The sequence below is a fragment of the Rhodobium gokarnense genome, from assembly GCF_025961475.1.
Classification (GTDB): Bacteria; Pseudomonadota; Alphaproteobacteria; order Rhizobiales; family Rhodobiaceae; genus Rhodobium; species Rhodobium gokarnense.
Genome location: NZ_JAOQNS010000007.1, coordinates 200,537 through 218,739 on the forward strand (window position 1 = coordinate 200,537; position 18,203 = coordinate 218,739).

Sequence of the window (18,203 nt, forward strand, 5' to 3'; positions counted from 1 at the left end):
CGATCAAGTCCCAACCCTGTCAAGGAGTGAACCCATGCCTGTGGTCAACACTGTACCCCAGACCGTTTTCAAGACCCGCGTGCGCAACGAGGCGCTCGGCGGCCCGAATCCGTTCGAGTGGAAGGACGTCACCTCCGAGGATCTCTTCAAGGGCAAGCGCGTCGTCATCTTCTCGCTGCCGGGCGCCTTCACGCCGACCTGCTCGACCAGCCACCTGCCGCGCTATGAGGAGCTCTACGACGAGTTCAAGGCCCAGGGCATCGACGAGATCATCTGCATCTCGGTCAACGACGCCTTCGTCATGTACCAGTGGGGCAAGCACCAGGGCGCCGAGAAGGTGTTCCTGCTGCCGGACGGCAATGGCGAGTTCACCCGCAAGATGGGCATGCTGGTTGACAAGTCGAACCTCGGCTTCGGCATGCGCTCCTGGCGCTACGCTGCGGTGGTCAACGACGGCACCATCGAGAAGATGTTCATCGAGCCGGATTACAGCGACAACTGCCCGTCCGACCCGTTCGAGGTCAGCGACGCCGACACGGTCCTCGCCTGGCTGAAGAGCAGCACCCACTAATTCTGGGTGTTCGGCGCAAAGGCGCCGGCGCCGTCGACACGGATTTTCCGTACTGACTACGGAAGATCGACAAGTCGGATAGCCAACTTATAGGTGTGCTTGCCGCGACCTCTCGCACGATGGGTCATGGAGGAGCGCGCACGACAAGCTCGAAAAAGAGGCCCGCGCCGACACCGGTGCGGGCCTTTTCTTGTCCGGACCTTTTGAGGAATCCGGCGGGAGAATTCAGTCGTCTTTCAACAGGTGCTCGTAGCGCTTGTCGGTCAGCGTTTTCAGGAACGCGACGAGGGCGTCGATGCGCTTGTCTTCGAGGGCAGGCCCCGATTCCAGCTCCTTCAGCGAGATGTTTTCGGCGACCTCCGGCTGGCGCCAGGGCTGGCCGGTCTCGGGGTTGACCTGGCGCTCCGGGTTCTTGGAATTGTACTTGTTGTAGAACAGGATCGCGGTCCGCAGCTTGGTGAAGACGCCGTTGTGCATATAGGGGCCGGTGACGGCGACGTTGCGCAGGGTCGGCACCTTGAACTTGCCGGCCTCGGCCGGATCGTCGACGGCCGGATTGTCCAACAGGCCGCGGTCCACATGGTCCTTGGCGACGCCGTTGAGGACGCGCACGGCCGTGTTCGCCGGGATTCCGATGTTGTGGTACTCGTAGTTGGAGAAGGTCTCCTGCTTCTGGCCCGGCAGCCGGCGCAACTGGTGGCACTGGTTGCAGTTGGTGAACTGCTGGGAGAAGAACAGCAGCCGGCCGAGTTCCTCCTGGTCGGTCAGCTTGACCTCGCCGCGCAGGAACCGGTCGTATTTGGAATCGAACGGGGCGAAGGTGTCGGTCCCCTCGAAGGCGGCGATCGCCGCGGCCATTGCGCCATAGGCGGCCTCGTCGGTCGCAAAGACGTCCTTGCCGAACAGCCGCGGAAAGGCCTCCGCATAGGCCGGATTGTCCTTCAGGCGTTCCACCACGGCCGCCTTGTGGGGCATGCCCATCTCGATCGGATTGAGCGGCGGGCCGCCGGCCTGGCCGGCAAGGTCCTTCTCGCGACCGTCGAGGAACTGGCCGCCGACATATTTGCCGTCCTCGCGCCTATGAAAGGGCGGCGAGAAGACGGCATAGGAGGCGGTCGGGGCGTTGCGGTCGCCGAGCGACGATCCGTCGTCGCCGAGCGAGACGGCGCGGCCGGCATCGGTCTCGCGCGGGTCCGTGAAGCCGTTGTCCGGACTGTGGCAGGTGGCGCAGGCCTGGGTGCCGTTCTTAGACAGGTTGGTGTCGAAGAACAGCGCTTCGCCCAGATCTTCCATGGTGGCGTATTGCGGCTCCGCCGCCCATAGCGGCGCGGGGCCAAGGCCGGCGGCGGCAAGGCCTGCTGCCAGAAGGAGGGCCGGAAAGGTCGCTTTTCGTCCAGTCATCGCGGTCTCGTGCTTCTTGCAGCGTTCTTGCGGTCGCCCGCGCACTCTTGCGGCGCCGCGGCGGGAGGGCTCCCAAGCGCCATAGCATCATGTGCGATTGCGAGTGAATAGCGAATCCGGCCCTTAAGGCCATGATCGAGGTCAAAGGCGTAAAAAAACCTGCTTGGGGCGTTGGTGTTTTCGTCGCCCGGCCGGCCGCGGCTTCAGGGATCCCGGCCTGCCGCTCGCGGTCCTTGCCGGGAAAAGCGGCATCGGAACGCCGCTTTCAGCAATAGCCGTGCGCCCTGGCGAAGGCGGCCACGCTTTCGATCGCCAGTCTGACGTAATCGCGGTTGCCGTGATGGACGTCGGTGGCGATCCCGGCGCCGAATTTGTCCTTCATGAAACGGCCGTCATTGGTCTCGGGCGGCGTTGCGATGACCGGAACGCCGGCCGCGGCGAGGCGGGCGCGGACCGTGTCGCGATAGCGCCGGTCGGTGTCGACCAGCACCTCTTCCTCGATACCGCGGAGCGTCGCCTCGGTCAGACGGATGAGCGGCGCCTCGATGACGACGATGGGGATGTCTTTCTCCTTGCAGGCCTTGATGAGCCGGAACATCGCGGCGAGCCGGTCGTCGACGACGGCGTCCATGACGGCGTCGGACACGGGAGACAGTTTCGGGAAAGCCTTGTGCAGCGTCCAGTGGCAATGGCGCTGCCAGGTGTCGTTGCGCGAAATCGGGCTGGAATGGAACGGTCCGGACAGGACGTTGAGGTCGGACGGCAGGAGGGTGACGTCGAGGGGCGGCACGCCCTCCCAATTGTCGGCGAAAATATGCAGGCCGCGATCTTCCTCGGTCAGGCGGAAGGACAGGACGTTCTGGCCATGGGAGCCGAAGACCTCAATGCCCTCCGGGATCGTCCCGAGCTTGCGGATGCGGTTGGCGTGGGAATCCCCGAAGATCTTGATCATTCGCCGGCCGCCTCGGCGAGGAGGCCTTCCTCGCAATGCTCGTATCCGACGTCCGCCTCATCGGCGTAGAGCTTGCGGCGCTTGCCTTTCGCCTTTTGCGGGCGCTGCGGGAGCGCATCTTCCGGAAGCAGGTGGCGCATGACCTCGGCAACGCCGGCAGCGGCAACGCTCCTCAGGTCCGGCTCGTAGAAGGCGTGACGGGTCGGCTGGCCGGTGATCACCTCAAAGGACGGGAAGTAGTGGACGTCGTCGAATTCGTCGGTCATCTCGCCGGCGACGGCGCGCAGCACCGATTTGGAATAGGTGGTGGCGACGAGCACATGGTTGTCGGTCGCGGTGGCGGCGAGCGGGACCGGCGATACCGTGAAGAGGAGGCGGGCCTCAGGGTTGACCTCCTTCAGGGCGACGCGGAACCGGACGAGGTCGTCCATGATATCGCGGTGGCGAAGGTTGAGGAATTCATAGTCCTGCGGCGTATAGGTGCCGGCGATGACGCCGGGCGCGATCGGATAGGCGGTGCCGTCGCGGGTCGACACCCAGCATTCCGTCAGGCCGAGGGTGAAGACGAAGATGTCGAGCTTGCGGAACATCCGCCGCACCTTCGACAGGTGCGACTGGCGCAGCATGCGCACCGCCTCGGGGCTGACGAAGCCGTCCGGCTCGATGCCCGGGCGCAGGGCGTCGTAATACCGCTCGCCCTTTTGCCAAATGGCATCCACCGGCTCGCGCTTGCGGAACGCCTCGTCGAAGAGCTGCACCAGTTGCCGGCTCGTATAGATGTTGCCGTAGCGGCAGGAATAGACGCCGTAGCCGAGGCGGTCGGCGGATTTCGGCGACAGGATCGCCGGTGCCGGCTCCAGATCCATATAGTTGAGGCCGTTGTTGCGAAGGTAGCGGCCGATATGCTGGGCAAAGCAGCTGCCGGCGGTGGCGATCCTGGCGTCCAGGAAGCCGTCGATCGGCTCGGCGAGGTCGCTGAGCTGGCTGTAATGGCGGCTGGAAACCGCCCGTTTCCAGAAGGCGCGGTCGGGTTTGCCGGTATAGGGATTTGCCAAGGTCCGAATTCCCGTCGTCTCGTTCCGTCAGCGGTCGCCCGCTTTCCGGCAGTGTGCCCTCTACCCGGTCCGACCGCAATCGGCACGCGCCCCTTGCAGGCGCAGGGCCGGAACGTCCCGATGATTGCACGGCCGGGATATATCGCGCCGCGCTCCGGCGCTCAAGGCTGGTGGGAAAGGGCGACGGGTTTTGCGCGGCCTCAAGCCGCAGGGCGCAAAGGAGCCGTCAATCCCCTGGTGCGAGGCGGATGTCGGCGGTGCGGGCGTGGCCTTCCATGCCTTCCAGGCGCGAGATGCGGGCGGTGACCTCCGCGACCGGGCGGGCGGCCTCGGCCGTGGTGCGCTGCCAGGTGACGGTCTTCAGGAATTTGTGGACCGAGAGGCCGCCGGTGTAGCGGGCGGCGCCCGACGTCGGCAGCACGTGGTTGGGGCCCGACGCCTTGTCGCCGAAGGCAACGGTGGTCTCTGCACCGAGGAAGAGGGAGCCGTAGGCGGCGAGCCGGGCGAGCCAGAAGTCGAGGTCATCGGCCTGGACGTGGAGATGCTCCGGGGCGATGCGGTTGGCGGTCTCGACCATTTCCTCGGCCGTGTCGCAGAGGATGACCTCGGCGCGGTCGGCCCAGGCGGCGCGGGCGCTGTCGGCGTTGGTCTGGGGTAGGGTTTCGACGAGGTCGGGGATACGCGCGATCACGGCTTCGGCGAGGGCCTTGTCGGTGGTCACCAGCCAGACCGGCGAATCCGCGCCGTGCTCCATCTGGCCGACGAGGTCCCAGGCGACGGTTTCCGCCTCGGCCGTGCTATCGGCAATGATGAGGGAATCCGTCGGGCCGGCGATCATGTCGATGCCGACACGGCCGAAAAGCTGGCGCTTGGCTTCCGCGACGAAGGCGTTGCCCGGGCCGGCGAGGACGTCCGCCTCCGGCAGGCCGAAAAAGCCGAAGGTCATGGCGGCAACCGCCTGGACGCCGCCCATGCAGAGGATCGCATCGGCGCCGGCAAGGTCCATGGCAAAGACCATCTCGTCGGCAAGGCCCTTGTCGCCGCGCGGCGGGGAGGCGGCAGTCACATGGGTGACGCCGGCGGCCTTGGCCGTCGTGATGGTCATCAAGGCCGAGGCGATGTGGCTGTAGCGCCCGCCCGGCGCATAGCAGCCGGCGGCATGGACCGGGATCGACTTCTGGCCGGCCCAGAAGCCCGGTGCCATCTCGATCTCCATGTCGGTGATGGTGCCGCGCTGGGCGTCGGCAAAGCGGCGGATCCTGTCGCGGGCAAAGGCGATGTCGTCCTTGACCGTGCCGCTCAGCCGCGCCGCGGCGGTATCGATCGCCGCCTGGTCGAGCACCACCGGGCCCTGCCAGCCGTCGAGCTCGCGGGCGTAAGACAAGGCGCGCTCCTCGCCGCCGTCGCGGAGTTCCGCGAGCATTTCGGAGACCCGGTCGGGGACGGCGCGGTTTTCCGCGACGGTGCGGGGCTTCGATTGCTTCAGGTGGCGGACGGTCATGGGCGCGCTCCCGTGGCGTTCTTTTGGGTGTCGTCGAGGGCGAAGGCGACGCAGGCCTCCGTCAGGACGTCGAGGCTGTCGGTCAGCGGCAGGGCATGGTCGATGCGCCGGCCGATGAGCGAGAACTCCGTGCAGCCGACAATCGCGGCCGTTGCACCCTTGGCAACGAGGTCATCGCAGGCAGCAACGAGTGTGGGCAGCGCTTCGTCGCGGTGACCGGCCTTGACGGCGCGGATGGCGGCGAGGAGGGCGCCGCGGTCGTCCGGATAGACCGCCTCGCGGCCTTCCTTTTCGAGTGCACGGGCGAGGACGCCGGTAATCTCGACGGCCGGCGAGGCGAGGATGCCGATGGGGCCGGGGGCCGCAATCGCCGCGACGCGCGCTGCCGTCAGTCCGGCCATGTCGAAGAACGGCACGGCAACCGCGCCGACGATCGCCGGCAGGTAGCTGTGTGCCGTGTTGCAGGGCATGGCGAGGGCCTCGGCGCCGCCGGCCGCCAGGCGCTCGGCCATGGCGATCAGCACCGGCGTCGGGTCGGTGCCGGTCTTTTCGATTAGGTGTTTTATCCGGGACGGCACCTCGGTGTTGCTGTCGACGAGGAGGGGGATGTGGTCGGCGTCGTCCGCTGCCGGGGTCGCCTCCAGGATGCGGGTCATGAAGAGGACCGTCGCCTCCGGCCCCATGCCCCCCAATATGCCGAGCCTGCGCGGCATGCCTCGTCGCTCCGTTCCGTTGCGCCTTTAAGCGGAAAAGCCGAAGGCGCCGCGATAGCCGAAGAGGCCCGCCGAGCCGCCGGTGTGCAGGAAGACGATGGTCTCGTCCTTGCCGTAGGCGCCCTTGCGGATGAGGTCGATCATGCCGGCCGCGCCCTTACCGGAATAGACCGGATCGAGCAAAATGGCCTCGTAGCGCGCGAACATCTCGATCGCCTCGATGGTGGTCTCGTGCGGGATGCCGTAGCCTTCGCCCACATAGTCGCTGTTGGCGACGACGTCGTCGCGCTTGACGACGCCGGCGCAGCCGAGCCGCTCGGCCGTCGCCTCGGCGAGCGCGAAGACGTTGGCCTCCTGCTTTTCCTTCGGGGCGCGCACGCCGATGCCGAGCAGCGGAATGTTGGCGTTCAGCGCTTTCAGGCCGGTGATGAGGCCGGCCTGTGTGCCGGCGCTGCCGGTGGCGTGCAGGATGTGCGAGATCTCAAGGTCGCGGTCGTTGGCCTGATTGACCAGTTCCAGCGCGCAATTGGCATAGCCGAGGGCGCCGGTGGTGTTGGAGCCGCCGCCCGGGATGATGTAGGGCTTCTTGCCCTTGGAGCGCAGCTTTTCCGCCGTTTCCTCGCAAAGTGCGACCATGTCGGAATCGGCCGGGACGTGTTCCAGCGTGGCATTGTGGAGGTTGTCGAGGAGGACGTTGCCGTTTTCCCGGTAGTCCGGGTCCTTGGAGCCGGTGCGGTCCTCCAGGAGGGCGTAGCAGTCGAGGCCGAGCTTGGCCGAAAAGGCGGCCGTCTGGCGCACATGGTTCGACTGGGTGGCTCCTTGCGTGATCACCGTATCGGCGCCCTGCTGCAATGCCTCGGCCATCAGGAATTCCAGCTTGCGGGTCTTGTTGCCGCCGGTCGACAGGCCGGTGCAGTCGTCGCGCTTGATCCAGATCTGCGGCCCGCCGAGCGCCTCTGTAAGGCGCGGCATCGGCTCCAGCGGCGTCGGCAGATGGGCGAGGTGAAGCCGCGGAAAACGCGCGAAATGCATGGGAGAACTCCTTGGGTTGATACCTTCGGCGAATTTTGCCGCAGCAAAGCCCGGGCTTCAAATGCGAAATCGCCCCGCTAATATGCAACTCTTGCATTTTAGGCGGGAGACGCGACCATGCGACTGGAATGGCTGGAAGATCTGGTGGCGGTGCTGGAGGCCGGCTCGCTGAACGAGGCGGCGGGAAAGCGCTTCCTGTCCCAGCCGGCGTTCTCGCGCCGCATCCGCGCCATCGAGGCCCATCTCGGCGTCGACCTCCTCGACCGCAGCCGCAAGCCGGTGCGGCCGGCGCCGGCCCTCCTGGGCCGCCAGGAGGAACTGCGCCGGGTCGCCGGCGACCTCGGCGCGCTGATCCGCACGCTGCGCCAGGCCGAGGAGGATGCGGGATCGCGGGTGGTGATCGCCAGCCAGCACGCGATCGCCACCTCCGTGCTGCCGGAGCTGATCGCCGGGCCGCTATCCCCCCTCGACCTCAAGATCCGGCTGCGCTCGGCCAACCGGTCGGACTGTGCGGCGATGCTCATCAACAAGGAGGCGGACCTGACGGTCACCTATCGCTCCAGGGCCGAGGTGGCGGCGGGGCCGGAGGCCTATCTCGAAGAATGCGTTCTCGGCACCGAGGCGCTGCTCCCCGTTGCGGCACCGAACTTTGCCGGCGAACTGTCGGGCGAAACGCTCCCCCTCATTGCCTACCCGCCGGATGTTTTTCTTGGAAAATGGATGGCCGAAGAGATCCTGCCGGCGATCGCGGAGTTCTCGCGCCCGGACATTCGGGTCGAGACGGCGCTGACGCTCGCGGCCCTGAGGCTCGCCGAGACCGGCGTCGGCGTCGCCTGGCTGCCGGGGTCGATGGCCGCAGACGCCATCGATGCCGGGCGGCTTGCCAACCTCTCCGGCCGCCTGCCGGCGGGGGAGGTGGCCGTCGTCGCCACGCGGCTGATCGGCGCCCGCTCGGCGCTGGAGCAGCGCATCTGGTCGGTCCTTGCCGACGCCGCGAAGGCCTGAGCCGGACATTTCCGGCAAGGTTCCGTCCTTGTCCGGGCACCACTGAAATGTTTCTGTCGCACAGAAGGGATTATGTCACCGGACGGCGAGTCGGCGATCACACGGGGCCGTTGCAGAACGCCCGATGCAAACACTCGGGGACGGCTGCTCGACAGTCCTTGTCAGGACGGTGGTTAGCTGGGAAAAAAGTGGGCTATTGTGAGGCCACGCCGCAACGAGAGAGACAGGAGACACGACAAATGCTGAAAACGAAACTGATGTCCGGGCTTGCCGGTCTTGCCGCCGGCGCGCTGCTTCTGGCGCCTTCTGCCGAGGCCGACACCCTGCGCCTTCTGACCTGGGGCGGCTATGCGCCGGAGAACCTGATCGAGAAGTTCGAGGCCGAGACCGGCCACACCGTCGAAGTGACGCTGTCGAACAACGAGGAAATGATCGCCAAGCTGCGCGCCACCGACGGCGGCGGCTTCGACCTCGCCCAGCCGAGCCAGGACCGCATCGCCGGCGCCCAGGCCGAGTTCGGCATCTACAAGCCGATCGACCTTTCCAAGGTCGACGCCGCCCTGTTCATCCCGTCGATGCTGGAAGCGACCAAGGGCAACACCACCTATGACGGTGAGGTCTATGGCGTGCCGCATGTCTGGGGCACCAGCGGGCTCGTCGTCAACACGGCCGCGGCCCCCGGCGTCAAGGACTATGTGGACCTCTGCTCCGACGACGTCGCCGGCAAGGTTTCCTACCGCCTGAAGCGCCCGACGCTGATCGGCTTTGCCTTCTCCATGGGCCTCGACCCGTTCGCCGCCTACAATGACGAGGCCGCCTACAAGGACATCCTGTCCAAGGTCGAGGAGAAGCTGATCTCCTGCAAGCCCAACGTGAAGACCTACTGGACCGGCGGCGACGAGATCACCAATCTCCTGCGCTCCGGCGAAGTGGTTGCCGCGATGGCCTGGGACACCGGCGGCTGGAAGCTGAATGCGGAGAATGCCGACATCACCTTCGTTGCCCCGACCTCCGGCGCGCTCGGCTGGATCGACACCTTCGCGCTGCCGAAGCGCGGCCGCGCCGATCAGGCCGCCTATGACTGGATCAACTTCGTCATGAAGCCGGAAAACGCCGCGCTGGTGACGGAATCGGCCGGCAACTTTACCGCCTCCAAGGGCGGCGATGCTGACGTCAACGCCGAGCTGAAGGCGCGCTACCAGAAGAGCTTCCCGCAGGAAGCCATCGACAACATCAAGTGGTATCCGCCGGTGCCGGCAGGTCTGGAAGCGCTGGAAGGCGCCGTCCTCGACCGCGTCAACGCCGCCAACTGATCCCGTTTGCGGGGTAACGAGGGAGGCGGTGCTTTTCGCACCGCCTCCCGTCCTTTCCTTCACGACCGAGAATTCCGGGGGCCGCCCGTCCATGGCCGAAGCCGTCAACGACCTCGACTGCCGCGACATCTCCAAGAACTTCGCGGCCTTCAAGGCGGTTCGCGATGTCAGTTTTTCGGTCCCCCCGGGAACCTTTTTTTCCATCCTCGGCCCGTCCGGTTGCGGCAAGACCACGCTGCTTCGGATGATCGCCGGCTTCCTTGAGCCGACCAGCGGCGACCTCCTCATCAAGGGCCGCTCGATGCTCGACGTGCCGCCGAACAAGCGGCCGGTCAGCATGGTGTTCCAGCACCTGGCGCTGTTCCCGATGATGAACGTCGCCGCCAATATCGGCTTCGGCCTCCGGCGCCGCGGCGTTGCCAAGGCCGAAATTTCCAAGCGCGTCGAGGCCGTTCTTGAGCGGGTGGGCCTGCCGGGCGCGGGCCCGCGCGGCGTCGACGAACTCTCCGGCGGCCAGAAGCAGCGCGTGGCGATCGCCCGCTGCATGGTGCTGGAGCCGGATGTGCTGCTGCTCGACGAGCCGCTCGGCGCGCTCGACCTGAAGCTGCGCGAGCACATGAAGATCGAGCTGAAGCAGCTCCAGTGGGAGTTCAACACCACCTTCGTCTACATCACCCACGACCAGTCCGAGGCGCTGGTGATGAGCGACCAGATCGCCGTCATGAACCACGGCGTCTTCGAGCAGGTAGGCACCGCGCGCGACCTCTATTACAATCCCGAGACCGCCTTCGTTGCCGGCTTCGTGGGCGAAAGCAACCGCTTTGCCGGCAAAGTGGAGGAGGCGAACGGCACGGCGCTGAAGGTGCGCACGCCGGGTGGGTTCGCGCTTTCCGGCACGGCCGCGGCGGGCAGCCTCGGCGTCGGCGATGCGGTGGAGGTTTTTGTCCGCCCGGAAGCGGTGCGCCTGTCGCACGCCGCCGACGGCGTGGCCGGCCAGCCGAACGTCTCGTCGGGCGTCGTCGACAGCGTGCTCTTCAACGGCGCCAACAGCCGCGTCCTGATCCGCGATGCGGCGACCGGCGGCGAGATCGACGTGGCGCTGCCGCAGACCGGCGAGTTCCATTCCCTGAAGCGCGACGATACCGTCCATGTGGGCTGGGATGCCGGCCAGACGCTCTGCTTTGCGGCGGCGGAGCAGGGGCGATGAACGCTAGCGGCAAGCGACTGACGCTCATTCTCCTGATGGCGCCGCTCTTCATCTGGCTCGTCGCCCTCATCGTCATCCCGCATATCGAGATCCTCTATGTCTCGCTGAGGGAAAAGGTCGGGGTCCGCGAGTACGAGTTCGGCCTTGCCAACTACATGGTGTTCTTCAACGAGCCGCTCTACTGGAACACCTTCATGCGCACGGCCGTGATGTCGATCCTGGCCACCGCGCTGACCCTCCTCATCGGCTTTCCGGTCTCCTACTACATCGCCAAATTGACCCGCGGCCGCTCCAAGACGATCCTCTTCCTGCTCTGCCTGATTCCGTTCTGGGTCAGCGAACTGGTGCGCACCTATGGCTGGATGATCCTTTTGCGCGAGAGCGGCCTCGTCTCCGGCTTCCTGCAATATATCGGGCTCGCCTCGGAGCCGATCGAGTTCCTCTATAACGACGCGGCGATCATGGTCGGCCTCGTCTACACCTCGATGCTGTTCATGGTGGTGCCGCTGGTCACCACCCTCGACAGCCTCGACGACAGCATGATCGAGGCCGCCTACGACCTCGGCGGCGGCGGCGTCTCGGTGTGGCGCGAGATCGTCATTCCGCATGCCATGCCCGGCATCGTGTCGGGCTGCATCATCGTCTTCATGCTGTCGCTCGGAAATTACCTGACGCCGATCCTCCTCGGCGGCAAGGACAGCCTGTGGTTCACCGGGCTGATCTATTCCCAGTTCATCACCCGCTTCAACTGGGAGCTCGGCGCCGCCTTCGGCATGCTGCTGCTGGTGCTGTCCTCGACCATCGTCTGGGCCGGCCTGAAGCTCTCCGGCCAGACGCTGACCAGAACCATGGGGCGCTGACGATGATCCCGACCATCCGCCAGAGCCCGCTGTTCCGCTGGACCTACCGGGCCTATGTGCTGGCCTTCTTCATCTATCTGGCGCTGCCGCTCGCCGTCGTCTGCGTCTTTGCCTTCAATGACAGCCTCTTCCCGTCGCTGCCCTGGCAGGGCTTCACCTGGGACTGGTTCATCGGCACGGAGCGCCCGCGCCTCGGCGTCTTCAACGAGCGGCCGATCATCCGTTCGATCTGGACGTCGGCCTTCGTCGCGGTCTGGGTGGCGGTGCTGTCCGTTGCTGTCGGCACCACCAACGCGTTCCTGTTCGTGCGCCACCAGTTCCGCTTCAAGAACGGGCTCTACGTCCTGATGCTCCTGCCGCTGGTCATTCCCGGCATTATCCTCGGCATCTCGATCCTCGTTGCCTCCAACACGCTCGCCAACACTCTGGAAGACGCCACCGGCATGTGGTTCGACAGCCTGCGCCCCGGCCTGCCGCTGGTGATCCTCGGCCAGTTCTCGTTCATTGCCACCTTCGCGACGCTGGTGATCTCGGCAAGGCTCGAAAAATTCGACCGCTCGCTGGAGGAGGCCGCGCTCAACCTCGGGGCAACGCCGCTCGGCGCGGTCTGGGCGATCACCATCCCGTTCCTGTTCCCGGCGATCGCGGGGGCGACCGTCGTCGCCATCCTGATGAGTTTCGAGAACTTCAACACGACGTTGATGCTGGTCGGGTCGGACGCGCCGCTGACGATCACCATGTTCGACCGGCTGAAGGAAGGCTCGACGCCGGTCCTCAACGCCGTCTCGCTGCTGCTGATGGTCGCCTCGGCCGCCCTTGGCCTCGTCTCGCTACTGTTGCAGGGGCGCAAGGACTGAGCGGCGACTCGTCCGGCATCCGCTGAGCGGCTTCCGCTCCGCCTTCCTCCCATCGACGATTTTTCGGAAAACCGCCGGAGCGCGCCCGTTCGAGGCGGGTGCGCGCCTGTGTAGCATCGTGTGCGGGCAGGGCCCGGATTTCCGCGCGTTCGCCGCCATCGGCCGTCCTGGGGATCGAATTGGTCTGCGAAAATGCCCTTGAATGGTCAGACCAATTGGCGTAGGGCTTCCTGACCAATAAAGAAAAGTCCTCGCATGCAAACGTCGGAAAAATCCCGCGCCAACCTCCAGACTCAGACCGCGATGCCGGTTGGCGCGGGGCCGACGGGACGTTCCGGCAACAGCGCTGACATCGTGTTCCATTACCTGCGCGGACGGATCGAGGATGGTACCCTTGCCGCCGGCGATCGGCTGCCGCCGGAGCGCGACCTTGCGGCGCTCCTCGGCATGAGCCGGCCGGTGCTCCGGGAAGCCCTTCGCGCATTGGAAATGATTGGCGTCGTCGCCATCCGCCAGGGATCGGGCACCGTGCTGTGCCGCCCGGATGCCTCGTCGTTGGCCGAATTCTTCACCTTCGCCCTGCTTCAGGACGTCCCGGTCACCGAGGACGTGATGGAGGCCCGCATCGCCGTCGAGTGCCAGGCGGGACGGCTCGCCTGCGAGCGCGCGACGATCAGCGACATCAACGCCCTTCGCGCCGCGGTCGAGGAGATCGAGCGCACCATCGACGATCCGGAAGCCGGCGCGCGCGCCGACCACGCCTTCCACTCCGAACTGGTCGCCGCCGCCCATTCGCCCGTGCTCACCGCCCTTTATGCAACGCTCGCCGACCTCCTGCAGCGCAACCACGTCGATCGCCGGCGCAGCATCCCCGCGACCGATGCGTTCCGCGCCTATGTGGTCGACGACCACCGCCGCATCCTGACCACGCTCGTGGACCGCAAGGCCAAGAATGTCGACGCCGTGCTGCGGCGCCATTTCGCCATCGGCAACGAGTTCCGCGACGCGGCGGCGCGCCAGGAAATCCTCGGCCTCTGGTCCGTCTGAGGCTGCCCGCCCAACAGTGCCGCCCGATGGTTCGTTCCCCCGACGGCCTCCGCACGAAAGGACTTCTTTCCATGACCGATACCGCCACGTCTTCCGCGACCGGGGTCTCGCGCCTTCTGTTCGTCGGCGCCGGGGTGATGGGCGCGCCGATGATCCGTAATCTCAAGAAGGCCGGCGTTCCCGTCGTTGCCTTCGACACCCGCCAGGAGGTCCTCGACGGCCTTGCGGCGGAGGGTATTGAGGTCACGGCTGATGCCCACGCCGCGGCGCGGGAAGCCGACGTCGTCGTCACCATGCTGCCCGACACGCCCGACGTGAAAGCCGTGCTGATGGGCGAGGAGGGGCTCGGCGCGGCGATGACGCCCGGTAGCCTCGTCATCGACATGAGCACGATCTCGGCGACGGCCGTCAAGGAAATGGCCGGGGTGCTCGCTGGGCGCGACATCGCGATGCTCGATGCGCCGGTCAGCGGCGGCATGAAGGGCGCGGTTGCCGGCACGCTTTCGATCATGGTTGGCGGCGCGGCGGAGGCGTTCGCGCGCGGCCGTCCGGTGCTGGAGGCGATGGGCAGCACGATCCGTCACGTCGGCGAGATCGGCACCGGCCAGGTGTTCAAGATGTGCAACCAGTTGATGGCCGCCAGCCACATCCAGGCAATGTGCGAGGCGTTCGCGCTGTGCCGCAGCTTCGACGGCGATCTCGGCCTGCTGCGCGAGGTGCTGATGGGCGGTGCCGCCGGGTCGTGGATGCTGGACAATCTCGGTCCCCAGGTGCTTGCCGGCGACACCAGCGCCGGGTTCCGCATCGATCTCCACCTGAAAGACCTGAGGCTTGCCAACGAGGCGGCCTTCGACAAGGGGCTGCCGCTGCCCGGCCTTGCCATGGCGACGACGCTGTACCTGGAAACCCGCGCCCACGGCGAGGGCGGCAACGGCAACCAGGCCCTGTTCCGGACCATCGATCGCATGACCAACCAGGCCGGCTGACGCCGGCGAACACCCGGTCCCGCCGATCCGTGCGGGCCCCCGAGAGGACGACCAGAACATGGCGGCAGACAAGAAGACCATCGTCATCGGGTCCGACCACGCCGGATTTCCGATGAAGGGCCTTGCCCTGGAGGTCATTCGCGACCTCGGCTACGCGATCACCGATGTCGGGTCCTATGACGACAAGCCGGTCGACTTCCCGGACGTTGCCCGCGCCCTTTGCAAGGAGATCCTGGAGGGCAGGGCGGAGCGCGGCATCATGGTCTGCGGCACCGGCGTCGGCGCGGCGATCGCCACCAACAAGGTGCGGGGCATCCGCGCCGCCGTCTGCCACGACGTCCATTCCGCGCACCAGGGCGTCGAGCACGACAACGTCAACGTGATGTGCATCGGCGCGCAGATCGTCGGGGCTTGGCTGGCGCGCGACCTCTTCACCGCGTTCCTCAAGGCCGAATTCGACCCGCGCGAGGAGCATGTGCGCCGGGTCTGCAAGCTTTCCGACCTGGAAGGCGATCTCTAGAGCGTTTCACGCGATTACGGAATCGCCTGAAACGCTCTGACCGTTTGTTTTAACGCGTATTCTTATCCGAAAACCGGTCTCCACGTTTCGGGAATACGCTTTAGACGGAGGCTCCTCCGGTGGCTGCCAACATTCTCGTCTTCGGGTCGCTCAACGCCGATCTGGTGTTTGCGGTCGACAGGCTGCCGGCGCCGGGCGAGACCGTCATCGGCCCCGGCTACACGGTCATTCCCGGCGGCAAGGGCGCCAACCAGGCGGTGGCGGCGGCAGGCGCGCGGGTTCCCGTGCAGATGGCCGGCTGCGTCGGCGCCGACAGCTTCGGCGATCTCCTGCTGAGGTCACTGGAAGGCGCGCGGGTGGGTACCAGCTTCGTGCACCGCATCGCGGCGCCGACGGGATGCGCAGCGATCGGTGTCGATGCGGCCGGCGCCAACCAGATCATGGTCGCCGGCGGCGCCAATCTCGAAGCGCGTGCCGCCGACGTCGCCGACGCGATGCTGACGCCGCAGACGACGCTGGTCCTGCAGATGGAGGTCACCGCGGCGGAAAACTGGGCGCTGATCCGGCGCGCCCGCGACCGCGGCACCCGGACCGTCCTCAATGTGGCACCGGCCGCGCCGTTGCCGGAAGAGATCCTGCCGCTCATCGATGTCCTCGTCGTCAACGAGGGCGAGGCCGTTGCCGTCGCCCGCGGGCTCGATACCGATAGGGGCGATCCGCTCGACTGCGGCCGCTTCCTTGCTGGGCGCACCGGCGGGACCTGCGTGGTGACGCTCGGCGAGGCCGGCTCGATCGGCTTTTCGCCCGAAGGCGCCTGGCGCGTCGGGGCGCTGCCGGTCAAGCCGGTCGACACGACTGCGGCCGGCGACGGCTTCGTCGGCTGGCTGGCGGCGCGGCTCGGCTTCGGTGATGCCCTGCCGGCGGCGATGCGCTGGGCTGCCGTGGCGGCCGGGCTTGCCTGCGAGACGGCCGGCGCCCAGCCGAGCCTGCCGGGCCTCGATGCGGTCGCCGGCCGGCTGTCCGAACTTGCCGAACCGGAGCGCGTCTGAGGTCCCGGATCAGGCCTGTCGTCGGCTCGGGGCGACTTTTGAGAACAAGTGGTAAGACCAGTGTTGTTATCCCCGGAAAATAGCCAATTAAACTCGATACCTGCGACCATTTTGGCGCCGGTTTCCAGGTTGCCATTTGGGCGTTTTTCCGATAGTGGTCAGACCATGGACAGGTCAGATGACGATACGGCCGCCACGGCCAGGGGTTCCGACATTTCGGGCGCGGCGAAGGTCATCGCCTATGTCCGCGAAAAGCTCATTTCCGGGGAGTTCAAGCCGGGCGACCGGCTGCCCGGCGAGCGCGATCTCTGCGCCCGGCTCGGCATCAGCCGGCCGCTGCTGCGCGAGGGGCTCCGGGCGCTTTCCGTCCTTGGCCTCGTCGACGTCCGGCAGGGGCGGGGAACGACCATCGGCCGGGCCGATATCAGCGCGCTGGGCGATGCCCTGGTGTTCTGCCTGGCGCAGGAGCCGAACGTCGTCGACGACGTGCTGCAGGTGCGCACCGCCATCGAATGCCAGGCCATCCGGCTCGCCTGCACCACGGCCAGCGATGCGGATCTCGCCGAAATCAACGGCAAGCTGGCAACGCTGGTGGAATCGCTGCAGGACCCGGAGCGCGGCGGCATTGCCGACCATGCGTTCCACCTGGCGATCGTCAAGGCCAGCCGCAGCCCCAGCCTCATCACCATGTACCGGGCGATAGAGCCCTTGCTGATGCGCTCGCATGTGGAGCGCCGGCGCCTCGTCATTCCCGACCAGGAGGTGACGCTGCACCTGGTGGAGTCCCACCGCGAGGTGTTCGTTGCCATCGTCAACGGCGATCCGGACGACGCGGAACGAAAGATGAGGGAGCATTTCCAGATCAGCGCCCGCCTGCACCGCGCCCGGTTCCTCAGAATGGTCCGGGGCGATGCCGATCGCGCGGGCGCGCGAACCACCTAGGGACTTGGCGACCGAGGGAGGTCGAGGGGGCACGCCCGCTCCCGCCCGGCCGCGCCGCATGACGGCCGCGGCAGCGTCGCGGACAAAAAGAAACGTCGGTCGGAGCCCCGTGCCGGCCGAAACCCAGCAGCGAAGAAAGACGGGAGGAGAGGAAATATGTACGACAAGAACGCATTCGCACTCACGCGCAAGGACTTTCTGAGAGGGACCCTCGTCGGCGCCGTCAGCCTGGCGCTCGGCTCGCGCGTTGCCCTGGCCGCAGAGCCGGTCAAGGTCGGCTTCATCGTCCCCGACTACGAAGAGATGCGCTGGAAGGCCGCCGACCAGCGGTTTTTCGAGGAAGAAGCCAAGAAGCTCAATCTGGACATTGTCGTCCAGTCCTCGAACAACTCCGAATCCCAGCAGGCCAACCAGGTTGAGAACATGCTGACGCTCGGCGTCCAGGTGCTCGTCCTGACGCCGGTCAACGCCAATGCCGCGGCGGCCCTCGTCGTCAAGGCCAAGCGCGCCGGCGTGCCGGTCATCGACTACAACTTCCTGATCCCGAAGTCGGACGTTGCCGTCTTCATCGGCCGCGACGCCGTGGAGATCGGCGAGAGCATCGGCTCCGCCGCCCTTAAGGCAAGGCCGAAGGGCAACTACATCCTGTGCTTCGGCGACCAGGGCATGAGCGTTGCCGTCGATACTGCCAAGGGCAACCTGAACGCCCTGCAGCCGGCGATCGATGCCGGCGACATCACCGTCATCTCGCAGCAATACAACAAGGCATGGTCGACCAATTCGGCAAGGGCCCAGGTCGAGAACGCCCTGACCCAGGCCAATAACGACGTCGCCGCCGTCGTCTGCAGCAATGACGGCATGGCCTATGGCGCCATCCAGGCCCTGCAGGCCCAGGGACTTGCCGGCAAGGTGTTCGTCACCGGCGTCGACTGCGAGCCGCACGCCCAGGAACTGATCCGCGAAGGCCTCCTCAGCGTCTCCAACTTCAGCGAGTTCGACGGCATGGGCCGGCAGGCCGCGCAGTCGGCGCTGGCCCTGGCGACCGGCAAGGAGGTCGATGCGGCCGGCACGATCGACAACGGATCGGGCAAGCCGGTGCCGTGGATCAAGGTGCCGAACGTCAACGTGACCAAGGACAACATCGACGAGATGACGTCCGATCATGCCTGGTGGTTCGCGAAGGCCTGACGGT

General features: G+C 66.5%; 18 protein-coding genes. 12 read left to right on the top strand and 6 right to left on the bottom strand.

Annotation, left to right across the window (positions count from 1 at the left end; translation table 11 throughout):
* Positions 1–34: 34 nt before the first annotated feature.
* The gene (locus M2319_RS14045; RefSeq protein WP_264602094.1) at positions 35–571 is read left to right on the top strand and encodes a peroxiredoxin; all 537 of its coding nucleotides are present in this window, start codon (positions 35–37) and stop codon (positions 569–571) included.
* A 225-nt stretch (positions 572–796) separates the two neighbouring features.
* Here M2319_RS14045 and M2319_RS14050 read toward each other — a convergent pair whose 3' ends face one another.
* From M2319_RS14050 to M2319_RS14075, 6 genes are all read right to left on the bottom strand, one after another.
* Complete coding sequence (locus M2319_RS14050) at positions 797–1,972, bottom strand: cytochrome-c peroxidase (RefSeq protein ID WP_264602095.1); 1,176 nt, start codon at positions 1,970–1,972, stop codon at positions 797–799.
* A gap of 265 nt (positions 1,973–2,237) precedes the next feature.
* Positions 2,238–2,924, bottom strand: coding sequence for a hypothetical protein (locus M2319_RS14055; protein ID WP_264602096.1), 687 nt, complete (start codon positions 2,922–2,924; stop codon positions 2,238–2,240).
* Positions 2,921–3,979, bottom strand: coding sequence for a GSCFA domain-containing protein (locus M2319_RS14060; RefSeq protein ID WP_264602097.1), 1,059 nt, complete (start codon positions 3,977–3,979; stop codon positions 2,921–2,923). Before M2319_RS14060 ends, M2319_RS14055 begins: the two co-directional genes overlap by 4 nt.
* 226 nt (positions 3,980–4,205) lie before the next feature.
* Positions 4,206–5,480, bottom strand: a complete 1,275-nt coding sequence (gene hisD / locus M2319_RS14065; RefSeq protein ID WP_264602098.1) for a histidinol dehydrogenase — start codon at positions 5,478–5,480, stop codon at positions 4,206–4,208.
* On the bottom strand, positions 5,477–6,193 hold the full coding sequence (locus tag M2319_RS14070; RefSeq protein ID WP_264602099.1) for a cysteate racemase: 717 nt from the start codon (positions 6,191–6,193) through the stop codon (positions 5,477–5,479). The genes hisD and M2319_RS14070 overlap by 4 nt, the downstream gene beginning before the upstream one ends.
* Positions 6,194–6,220: 27 nt before the next feature.
* The gene (locus M2319_RS14075) at positions 6,221–7,225 is read right to left on the bottom strand and encodes a D-cysteate sulfo-lyase (RefSeq protein WP_264602100.1); all 1,005 of its coding nucleotides are present in this window, start codon (positions 7,223–7,225) and stop codon (positions 6,221–6,223) included.
* Between the two features lie 117 nt (positions 7,226–7,342).
* On the opposite strand from M2319_RS14075, the gene M2319_RS14080 reads away from it, so the two are divergent.
* The 11 genes from M2319_RS14080 to M2319_RS14130 all read left to right on the top strand — a co-directional run bounded on the left by M2319_RS14080 (position 7,343) and on the right by M2319_RS14130 (position 18,199).
* Positions 7,343–8,230 (top strand): LysR family transcriptional regulator, encoded by an 888-nt coding sequence (locus M2319_RS14080; RefSeq protein ID WP_264602101.1) that lies wholly within the window; start codon positions 7,343–7,345, stop codon positions 8,228–8,230.
* Between the two features lie 239 nt (positions 8,231–8,469).
* Positions 8,470–9,543 carry an extracellular solute-binding protein gene (locus M2319_RS14085; RefSeq protein WP_264602102.1) on the top strand — a complete coding sequence of 358 codons (1,074 nt, stop codon included), beginning with the start codon at positions 8,470–8,472 and terminating at the stop codon, positions 9,541–9,543.
* A 91-nt stretch (positions 9,544–9,634) separates the two neighbouring features.
* A complete protein-coding gene (locus tag M2319_RS14090; RefSeq protein ID WP_264602103.1) occupies positions 9,635–10,750 on the top strand; it encodes an ABC transporter ATP-binding protein in 1,116 nt (371 codons plus the stop codon).
* Positions 10,747–11,610: an ABC transporter permease gene (locus M2319_RS14095; protein ID WP_264602104.1), complete on the top strand. Its 864-nt coding sequence runs from the start codon at positions 10,747–10,749 to the stop codon at positions 11,608–11,610. The genes M2319_RS14090 and M2319_RS14095 overlap by 4 nt, the downstream gene beginning before the upstream one ends.
* 2 nt (positions 11,611–11,612) lie before the next feature.
* On the top strand, positions 11,613–12,467 hold the full coding sequence (locus M2319_RS14100) for an ABC transporter permease (protein ID WP_264602105.1): 855 nt from the start codon (positions 11,613–11,615) through the stop codon (positions 12,465–12,467).
* Positions 12,468–12,722: 255 nt separating this feature from the next.
* Positions 12,723–13,514: a FadR/GntR family transcriptional regulator gene (locus M2319_RS14105; protein WP_264602106.1), complete on the top strand. Its 792-nt coding sequence runs from the start codon at positions 12,723–12,725 to the stop codon at positions 13,512–13,514.
* Between the two features lie 71 nt (positions 13,515–13,585).
* Positions 13,586–14,500 (top strand): NAD(P)-dependent oxidoreductase, encoded by a 915-nt coding sequence (locus M2319_RS14110; protein ID WP_264602107.1) that lies wholly within the window; start codon positions 13,586–13,588, stop codon positions 14,498–14,500.
* Positions 14,501–14,558: 58 nt separating this feature from the next.
* Positions 14,559–15,020: an RpiB/LacA/LacB family sugar-phosphate isomerase gene (locus M2319_RS14115; protein WP_264602108.1), complete on the top strand. Its 462-nt coding sequence runs from the start codon at positions 14,559–14,561 to the stop codon at positions 15,018–15,020.
* A gap of 119 nt (positions 15,021–15,139) precedes the next feature.
* Entirely contained in the window at positions 15,140–16,069 is a 930-nt protein-coding gene (locus tag M2319_RS14120) for a ribokinase (RefSeq protein WP_264602109.1), read from the top strand.
* A 165-nt stretch (positions 16,070–16,234) separates the two neighbouring features.
* Positions 16,235–17,011, top strand: coding sequence for a FadR/GntR family transcriptional regulator (locus M2319_RS14125; protein WP_264602110.1), 777 nt, complete (start codon positions 16,235–16,237; stop codon positions 17,009–17,011).
* Positions 17,012–17,167: 156 nt separating this feature from the next.
* Entirely contained in the window at positions 17,168–18,199 is a 1,032-nt protein-coding gene (locus M2319_RS14130; RefSeq protein WP_264602111.1) for a substrate-binding domain-containing protein, read from the top strand.
* Positions 18,200–18,203 lie beyond the last annotated feature (4 nt).